This is a genomic window from Endozoicomonas sp. (genome assembly GCF_031844845.1).
Classification (GTDB): domain Bacteria; phylum Pseudomonadota; class Gammaproteobacteria; order Pseudomonadales; family Endozoicomonadaceae; genus Endozoicomonas.
Genome location: NZ_JAVRMB020000193.1, coordinates 1 through 8,519, shown reverse-complemented (window position 1 = coordinate 8,519; position 8,519 = coordinate 1). Strand labels below are relative to the sequence as shown.

The 8,519-nt window shown below is 46.3% G+C and carries 8 protein-coding genes; 4 read left to right on the top strand and 4 right to left on the bottom strand.

Translation table 11 applies throughout. The annotated features are described in order from the left end of the window. Positions 1–418: hypothetical protein (locus RM811_RS10165; protein WP_402523626.1), on the top strand; the 418-nt coding region annotated here is incomplete at its 5' end. A 562-nt stretch (positions 419–980) separates the two neighbouring features. On the opposite strand, the gene RM811_RS10160 is transcribed toward RM811_RS10165, so the two are convergent. Next, positions 981–1,478 (bottom strand): FxsA family protein, encoded by a 498-nt coding sequence (locus tag RM811_RS10160; protein WP_402523624.1) that lies wholly within the window; start codon positions 1,476–1,478, stop codon positions 981–983. Between the two features lie 76 nt (positions 1,479–1,554). Further along, positions 1,555–2,268, bottom strand: coding sequence for a HugZ family protein (locus RM811_RS10155; protein ID WP_402523622.1), 714 nt, complete (start codon positions 2,266–2,268; stop codon positions 1,555–1,557). Between the two features lie 223 nt (positions 2,269–2,491). Here RM811_RS10155 and RM811_RS10150 point away from each other — a divergent pair, with 223 nt between their 5' ends. Beyond that, positions 2,492–3,253 carry an SDR family oxidoreductase gene (locus tag RM811_RS10150; RefSeq protein ID WP_402523619.1) on the top strand — a complete coding sequence of 254 codons (762 nt, stop codon included), beginning with the start codon at positions 2,492–2,494 and terminating at the stop codon, positions 3,251–3,253. 191 nt (positions 3,254–3,444) lie between these two features. Here the strand turns inward: RM811_RS10150 and RM811_RS10145 are convergent, their stop codons facing one another. After that, on the bottom strand, positions 3,445–5,127 hold the full coding sequence (locus RM811_RS10145; RefSeq protein WP_402523617.1) for a hypothetical protein: 1,683 nt from the start codon (positions 5,125–5,127) through the stop codon (positions 3,445–3,447). Positions 5,128–5,593: 466 nt separating this feature from the next. Here RM811_RS10145 and rep point away from each other — a divergent pair, with 466 nt between their 5' ends. Further along, entirely contained in the window at positions 5,594–7,606 is a 2,013-nt protein-coding gene (gene rep / locus RM811_RS10140) for a DNA helicase Rep (protein WP_402523615.1), read from the top strand. A 73-nt stretch (positions 7,607–7,679) separates the two neighbouring features. Here rep and RM811_RS10135 read toward each other — a convergent pair whose 3' ends face one another. Continuing rightward, the gene (locus tag RM811_RS10135; RefSeq protein WP_402523613.1) at positions 7,680–7,970 is read right to left on the bottom strand and encodes a hypothetical protein; all 291 of its coding nucleotides are present in this window, start codon (positions 7,968–7,970) and stop codon (positions 7,680–7,682) included. A gap of 322 nt (positions 7,971–8,292) precedes the next feature. On the opposite strand from RM811_RS10135, the gene RM811_RS10130 reads away from it, so the two are divergent. Further along, positions 8,293–8,519, top strand: a 227-nt coding sequence (locus RM811_RS10130; RefSeq protein ID WP_402523611.1) for a hypothetical protein, incomplete at its 3' end; no start/stop codon positions are given.

Genomic DNA, 8,519 nt, shown 5'->3' with positions numbered 1-8,519 from the left:
AATCCGCTGGCTCTTTCTGCTATATAACAGTGCATTGGGACTTATTGATAAAGACCATGCTCGCGTGCATAACGGTCAGGCACTGACACTACTGCTGGCGCGTCAGTGGCTGGAAAAGAATGGTTATGAAATCCAGCTCATGGATCTTAATGCCGCTCGTGCGGTGGTGAACGACTACAGCTGCGATCAAAGTATATTCGATGAACTGCAACGGATGTGCCTTGAGTATGGTGATCAAAAACATCTTAAAAAAGGCGAATCCCTTACTCAGGGCATTGCTCGGCGATTTAATACAGTTGCCCCCGCAACTTGGCGGGCCAGACCACAAGTTCAAACAAAAAACATAGTTGTTGATAATGTAGCAACGCCACGTCCCAGTCTGGATTCAATGAGGAACAAGAGTGGTCTAACAGTATGAACGGCTCCCGAGCCAGCCACTGAATTAATTCCCAGGGAGCGCTTTGATTTTTTTGTAATGGACGACCGAAAAATAACAGCATATTCAGGATTGATGAGTGTTGAAGAATAAAGGCAGATCAGAAAAAATTGTGGGCAAGTTAACCAGAATACGCAAAAGGGTGTGTTCAGTAGCTTGTGGATGGTTTGAACATGGGATACATTGAAATTTTGAAATTACAGTGCGTTTCTAACCAAGCTGAAATAAGTTACACATCTTGAACTCAGCCTTCGTTCACCCTGAGCGGAGTCTAAGGGAAGTGGCATTGTAGAAAGTATCAGCCCTCCGTCATTCTCGCGAAGGCGGGAATCTACCACCCAGTGGATCCCCGCCTTCGCGGGGATGACGGTGGTATATTCTTAATTGCAACTTCCCTTACCACGCTCTTCAGATAGACTGCAAAATTCAGAAAATGTTCCGGGACAAAAGGCATTAAAGACCATTATTCGCTACCCGCGACCCGTAAAGCGTAGACGACCTGCCTTTTTCGGGCCGCGGACAACGGGAGGCGGGTAGCGGTATCCTAAGGCTTTCTGCTTTTCGGTTCGTCATTATCCTGATCCCGGGTATAGTCCCCATCAATGGTGTGATGATGGATATGGGTCTGGCCGTTTTGCCTTGAAGACTCCCGGCGGAATTCAGCGTCATAGATGTTGGTTTGCTGCACTTTTATACCGGTAGCCGTTAACCACCGGCGAATCAATAATCTGCGAATGGGCGGAAGCAGCAGGAAAACCCCCAGAAAATCAGTAATAAACCCGGGAATCAGCATCAGCAAACCACCGATGGCAATGACCAGATTCTCCAGCATTTCCATGGCTGGCAACTCTCCAGCCGCCATTTTCTGGCGGGCTTTCAGCGCGGTAGCCAATCCCTGACGACGAATCACGGCCAAACCAATAAATACGGATAGAACAACAAGCGCAACCGCATTCCATGCGCCAATGATACTGCCCACCTTGATCAGCACCACCATTTCCAGAATGGGTAAAAGAATAAATAACAGAAAGAGGAAGCGCATAAGAGGCCCCGTTAATAAGTGGAGTCTCTTATATAGAGGCGGCACCGTTTCTTTTCAAGAGCCGCCAATACCTGAATCAGGCAGCCCTGGCCATAGCAACCAGCTGCTGACGAACTTCCATGGCACTGTCAGCATTCCCCGGAAAAGGAATGCGGACGACCTTTTTTCCCAATAGAAGGTGCATACCTTCAGAGTCTACACCCGCCATTTTTGGAGAAACGCCTTCCGGAATAATCCGATTGGCGGCCAGACAGTATTTCACCATGGAATCCACATGATCCTCGTTCATATGCTCAATCATGCCCTTGCCGGCATGACCGAAGAACGGGTTTTCCTTGCAGAGCAGTTCATTACGAACCCAGAAGATTTTGCCAAAACCACCAATAAAGCGAGCCTTAACCAATCGGATTCGGTAAAAGTCAAAACCATGGGTATTGCTGTAGTTTCTGGCCTGAGGGAAGAAATTAAAATAGTGTTCAGCGACCTCTTCCGACTCTTCGATTTTTTCCGCATCGCCCATCCAGGTTAAACGACCACCGGTATGCACATCGTCTACATCACTTTCACTGACGATCAGTGAAACACGGGAATCCTGTTCAATATTTTTAGTGTGCTGGGCAATGGTACTGATCTGAATAATCGGGCAGCCATTAGCATCCAGACAATAAGGCATAACAGAACCAAATGGATAGCCGGGAACATCTTTGGAATGGGTTGACAGAATGCCGTGGTATTCACCCTGCAGCAGTTTTCTGGCCTCAAATGCAGCTTCTTCTTTGGTATCCATCATAATGAAGATCCTCTGAATATTTATTAGGATTATTACTAAAGGCGTCGCTGTTGAAAAATCAACCACCAATGATATTTTGAAGGCATTATATGGGAATGAGATTTATTATCAATAACCTTTATGGGTATTGTCTTTTATTCTATTTAGTTTCAGGATGATCGGTGTACCGTCCACCAACGTCGTATAAAAACACTTTTTCAAGGCTATTTAATCAAGAGTTATTATGAACATAAAAAATAAAAACATTCTGATCACCGGTGCCGCCAGAGGCCTTGGTCTGGCAATGGCTAACTGGCTCGCAGAGCGTGGTGCCAACATCGGCCTTATCGACCTCGATTCACCAGAGCTTCATAAAGCAGCAGAACTCTGTCGTACAAAGGGCGTCAATGCCGTCGCATTACCAGCCAATGTTGCTGAAGAAGAGCAGGTGGAAGCGGCGGTCAAACAGGCCGCCGCCGAGCTTGGCCCGCTCAATGGCCTGGTTAACAATGCCGGCATTCTCCGGGATGGACTGCTGATCAAAACAAAAGATGGCAAGGTGACCGATAAGCTGTCCTACGACAAGTGGCAGTCCGTGATTAACGTCAACCTCACCGGCGTCTTTCTCTGTGGCCGGGAAGTGGCCGCCAGTATGGCTGAAAGCGGTTCTCAGGGCGTGATCGTGAATATTGCCAGCATCGCCAGAGAAGGTAACTTTGGCCAGAGCAACTACTCTGCTGCCAAAGCGGGTGTTTCCGCTATGACCGTTACCTGGTCAAAGGAACTGGCCAAATACGGCATCCGTTGTGCGGCTATTGCGCCCGGAGTGATTGAAACAGAAATGACCGGAAGTATGAAACCGGAAGCAAAAGCAAGACTGACCGCAGGCATTCCTGTTGGCAGAATGGGTACACCGGAAGAAATTGCAGAAACCGTGGGCTTTATTTTTGAAAATGACTACTACAATGGCCGTGTTTTGGAGCTGGATGGTGGGTTGAAGTTATAATGAAACAGGCTCTCCAGAATGATTCCGTAATTCTGGAGAGTTAAGTTGGCTATCAATCAAACGTCTTAAAAGCTCCCTCAGAAAAAAATTTTAAATAAACCAGCCCAGCCCTCCCTTTGATACCAAGGCATACTGAATAAATCCGAATTTTTTATAAAACTTTCGAGCCAGATGGTTATATAAGACAATGGTCATACCTCCTGAATATCCATTGAGCTGCCCTCCTCTATAAGAGGATTAGCGCTTCTAACACTTCTGAAACTTTCCACCCTCGAAAGCTCTTCAAAAGTCATTTCACCCTCTGCACCACCTACTCCTGACTGATCGACTCTGCCAGAATAAGCTGGGTTACTATGACAATCAACTTTCCCCTCTAGTGGCTTGTCAGTATTTTTCTGCGACTTGACATGTCTGTATATAGCTTTACTTGCCATAAATCCGGCCGCAATTCCTCCGGAAAGACATACCCCCACAACACCACCTTGAAAAGCTGCCAGCATACTGGAACAAACTTCGGCGACCGCGTCCTCTGTTGGAGACAGCAGGGGCGTGGGCGCACAGTCTGGACGAAGAATGACAGCTACATCCAGATCAAGTTTTATGTGTTTAGAAAGTTCGTCGCTAATGACATGACCTATTGTCTTAAACTCGCCCACTAGCAACCTGTCATTGATATATTCCTTGATAGTAAAAAGCCGTCTACCATCGACCTTTGATACAACTGAATCAAGCAATATTTTAGCATCCAGCATTTTCTGAAGCGAATCATAAAAACCCGGATTTACAGCTTTAACAGTCTCCGCCTGCGCGAATAAATCTGTTGTAGAACCTGAAGCTTCTTTAATATTGGTACCCAGTCCAAACACTTCTCCCACATGCGACCAATAGTCACCCACTGTTATCTGACCACAAGCGATAGTTTCATAATTGATAGGCACACAGGTAGAAGATAAAGCTCGCTTTATGTAGTCAGTTATAAGTTCTTTATTGGTAAACTCATCGTTTAGGAGGTGATCTAAATCCCGGAATGGTTCAGTACCATTCCGAGCCCCATGTAATGCCCTATCCATAAGATAATTGAATCCAGTTTTAATCGGTACATGATCCTCATATGAATTAACATTTGCCTTTATCATTCTGCTATCGCCTAACATAGCAAAGCCAGCCATTGCAACATCGCGATCATCCTTCATCAGACCATTAAGTGCGCGGACAGTATCATTGCCATTAGTATCAATTACATTAAGACTCCCGCCTAACTTTGCCAGCATTTTCTCTTTAAATGCAGCAAAACTTGGGTGACAGTATTCCGATATAAGTGGTTGCGCGTAACCGGTCACAGTAGAGACTGTGGCAGATGCGCACGGCACTATAAGCTCCATAATAGTGTAAGCAAGAGCTACCTTTTGCACTGCGCGAGATACAAGTGCTTTTAACAGATTAGGACAATGATCCACTGTATATTGTCCCCCCTTCTGCACAGAACCAGCAATCTGCTTGACCGGTTCAGGGCAAAGATCCACGGTACGACCACACCCTTTCTTCACAGAATCGCCAATTACCCTAACTGAGTCTTTTATTACATCTGTCGCCACTTTTGCAGGTCGATGTTTAATATCATAAGGGGCGAAACGATGGATTGACTGACGTCTCAATATGACAGGACCAATACGATCAGTATCCCTGTCCCCGCTTATATAGTTTCTGCAATCTTTGAGCAGGTTACTGACTGAACGACTTCCCGATTTTCCAGTGTCAGGCTTCAGATCATCAGGAGGATTATGATGCGTTGAAGAACCTTCCGATATGCCTGATGAAAGGTATGCATTATGGGGAACTGAAGCAGGAGATTGAGAATGAATTAAATTTGGCATACTACCTCTGAATAATATTGTCGTTTAATACAAACACACACTCTTTCAGCAATTTTTACTGCTCAATACCCCGGTCAGTTTTTTACGCAACAATTTCTGGGACTGTGGCTTTGCAGAGTATTTTCAGTAAGCTCTGTGTTACTCCAGACTTGCTATCAAATACCCTCCTTACACCTGCCCCTTATATATTGAGCTTTTGAAAAAAGGTCACAGCATTGCTGATAGAATCTATACGAGTAGACTTACAGAACACCAATTAGTTTCATAAATATAAATGATTATTATAATTATTCGTATTCGCTACTTGAAATAAACGTCAATCAACTTTTATTTCAACCAAAATCAATAGCGAGAATATCTCTGACCTGTCCATTCTGAAACATCCCATTGAGGAACATATCACCCAATAGCTGAAGCTTGGTATACTGATACCCTTCCCAACAACGACTTGCCTGAAACCAGACCCGTGCAAAAACTAAATGATCGTCAGGCTGAGGCCGTAAAATACATCGATACTCCCCTGCTGGTGCTGGCCGGGGCTGGCAGTGGTAAAACCAGTGTAATTACCACCAAAATTGCCTACCTGATTCAACAGTGCGGTATCAGTGCCCGCAATATTGTCGCGGTCACCTTCACCAACAAAGCCTCCCGTGAAATGAAAGCCCGGGTTGGAAAACTGGTCAAAGGTAAAGCCGCTTCAGGACTGACAGTTTCCACCTTCCATAACCTTGGCATGAACATTATTCGTCGGGAATACAAAATACTGGGCTATAAGCCCGGATTCTCGATTTTTGACCAGCAGGACGCCCGGTCACTGATTACCGACCTGATGCAACGGGATGCCTCTGCCGACGACAATGGCGTTGACCAGATTCAGCACTGCATCTCGAGCTGGAAAAATGACCTGATCACACCCGCTCAGGCACTGGAACAGGCACGACAGCCCTGGGAGCAAACCGCAGCGATTGTTTACGAACATTACAACCGTATGCTGAAAGCCTATAACTCGGTGGATTTTGATGACCTGATCATGAAGCCAGTTGAGTTATTCAGAAACTACCCGGAGGTTCAACAGCGCTGGCAGGAGAAAGTTCACTATATGCTTGTGGATGAGTATCAGGATACCAATGGCGCTCAGTATGAACTGGTGAAGCGACTGGTGGGTGACCGCCGCAAGCTGACCGTTGTGGGTGATGATGATCAGTCCATTTACGCCTGGCGAGGTGCAAAGCCCGAGAACCTGGCGCTGCTGAATGAAGATTATCCCAGTTTAAAAGTCATCAAACTGGAGCAGAATTACCGGTCGACCAGCCGAATATTGAAGGCAGCCAATACCCTGATTGCCAACAATCCCCATGTGTTTGAAAAATCACTCTGGAGTGATAAGGGTATAGGGGATGAGATTCGTGTCATCAAATGCCGTAATGACGAGATAGAGTGCGAACGGATCGCCACCGAAATCCTCACTCACAAACTGAGACATGAAAACAGCTATAAAGATTATGCCGTATTATACCGGGGTAATTTTCAGTCGCGCCTGCTGGAGTTAAAGCTGCAACATCATGGTATTCCGTACCACATTAATGGCGGCACCTCTTTCTTTGCCCGGTCAGAGGTCAAAGACATCATGGCCTATCTACGCCTGCTGATTAATCAGGATGATGACAATGCCTTCCTTCGGGTGGTCAACACGCCCAAGCGGGAAATTGGCCCATCCACCCTGGAAAAGCTGGGCAACTATGCCAACAAACATCACATCAGCATGTACAAAGCCTGTGAAGAAACGGCTCTGGAAGAAGGCCTGGCACCGCAATATGTCGAGAAACTGCGACGGTTTACCGGATGGATGGATAACGTATCGCGGCAACTGCAAACCAGTGAAGACCCCATGCAGGTGGTTCGTGAAATGATTGCCGATACGGATTATGAAAACTGGTTAATCCAACACTCTTCAACACCGATACAGGCTGAAAAACGCATGGCCAATGTCTGGTTTCTGGTGGAAGCGCTTCAGAAAACCCTTGAACGGGGTGATGAAGACAGTACGGTTGCGGACGCCATTGCCCGACTGATCCTCAGGGATATGCTGGAGCGTAATGAGGAAGAGGAAGATGTAGACCGGGTACAATTACTAACCCTGCACGCTTCCAAAGGCCTTGAGTACCCCCATGTATTCATGATGGGTATGGAAGAAGAGTTACTACCTCACCGAACCAGCATTGAAGAAGATAATATTGAAGAAGAACGACGACTGACTTATGTAGGCATCACCCGGGCCCGGAAGTCATTAACCATGACCATGGCCGGACAAAGAAAACAGTTTGGTGAGGTTATCGACACCATGCCCAGCCGTTTTCTGGATGAACTGCCCCAGGAAGACCTGGTGTACAGTGGCTTTGATGAGTCATCCCGGCAGGAAAATAAAAAAATGGCGGGTAAGATGGGCCTTGATGCCCTCTATAAGTCCATCGGAGCATAACTCCCTGGCACATGGTTTCATTGAAATTGACAGGTGACGCAGGTTGGGTCGAGCGAATGCGAGCCCCAACAAACTATCTGCAATCATCGGTAACATTGTTGAGGCTCATTCCGTTCGACCCAACCTTGTATGTCAAACCCATTGAAACCGTATACCAGGAGGCTATCCAACTAATCAGACTTTTTAATAACTGCTCGATCCGTTGGTAATAACCAGCGACGCTGTCCGGGTATCTATTTTCTAACAAACTTCCAGAACCGGCTATGTTGTGCTTAAAGGTTGAACGCAATATGGTGCCAATCACCTGTTGATTCTGGTCATTAAAAACAACACTATTAGGCTGATAAGAGGCTAAAATGCTCATTTTCAGGCCTCCTTGTACTTCAGTAAGCCAGTTAATTTGCACGATTATGACAATAAATCCCTTTCAACCCTTAAGCACAACATAGCCTCCAGAACCTGTTTCATGGGTTGCTTTTTCCAGTATTCTTTTTTCTTTGATCTATAATTAGCCACTGTCATTTCCCGGCCGGGATGATTCTTAACCTTGCATTTCCGTTACGCCTGTTTTCAAACACTGGATGAAACCGTAGATACCCGATAGATAGATTTTTTCGAAATTGTGTTCACGTAAATTCAAGAACGATGTTTTTTTCAAAAATGTTTTGTTCAAGAGAGTCGTCACTATGCAAAAAATCATCTCCCATGGCGTGCTGGCCTTTGCGGCCAGTACTGTCATAACGGCAGCCATTGCCTCACACCACAGTATGAGTTCGACCATGTGCCCGGAGAGCGAAGCGCCGGACCAGCGCATGAGTTCGACCATGTGCCCGGGGAGCGAAGCGCCGGACTACAGTACGAGTTCGACCATGCTCCCGGGGAGCGAAGCACCAGACCACAGTATGAGTTCGAC

Bases quoted from the DNA above. Each gene is read 5' to 3' on its own strand.
- RM811_RS10150 (WP_402523619.1), top strand. From the start codon at position 2,492: ATGAACATAAAAAATAAAAACATTCTGATCACCGGTGCCGCCAGAGGC.
- RM811_RS10160 (WP_402523624.1), bottom strand. From the start codon at position 1,478: ATGCGCTTCCTCTTTCTGTTATTTATTCTTTTACCCATTCTGGAAATG.
- RM811_RS10145 (WP_402523617.1), bottom strand. From the start codon at position 5,127: ATGCCAAATTTAATTCATTCTCAATCTCCTGCTTCAGTTCCCCATAAT.
- RM811_RS10155 (WP_402523622.1), bottom strand. From the start codon at position 2,268: ATGATGGATACCAAAGAAGAAGCTGCATTTGAGGCCAGAAAACTGCTG.
- RM811_RS10135 (WP_402523613.1), bottom strand. From the start codon at position 7,970: ATGAGCATTTTAGCCTCTTATCAGCCTAATAGTGTTGTTTTTAATGAC.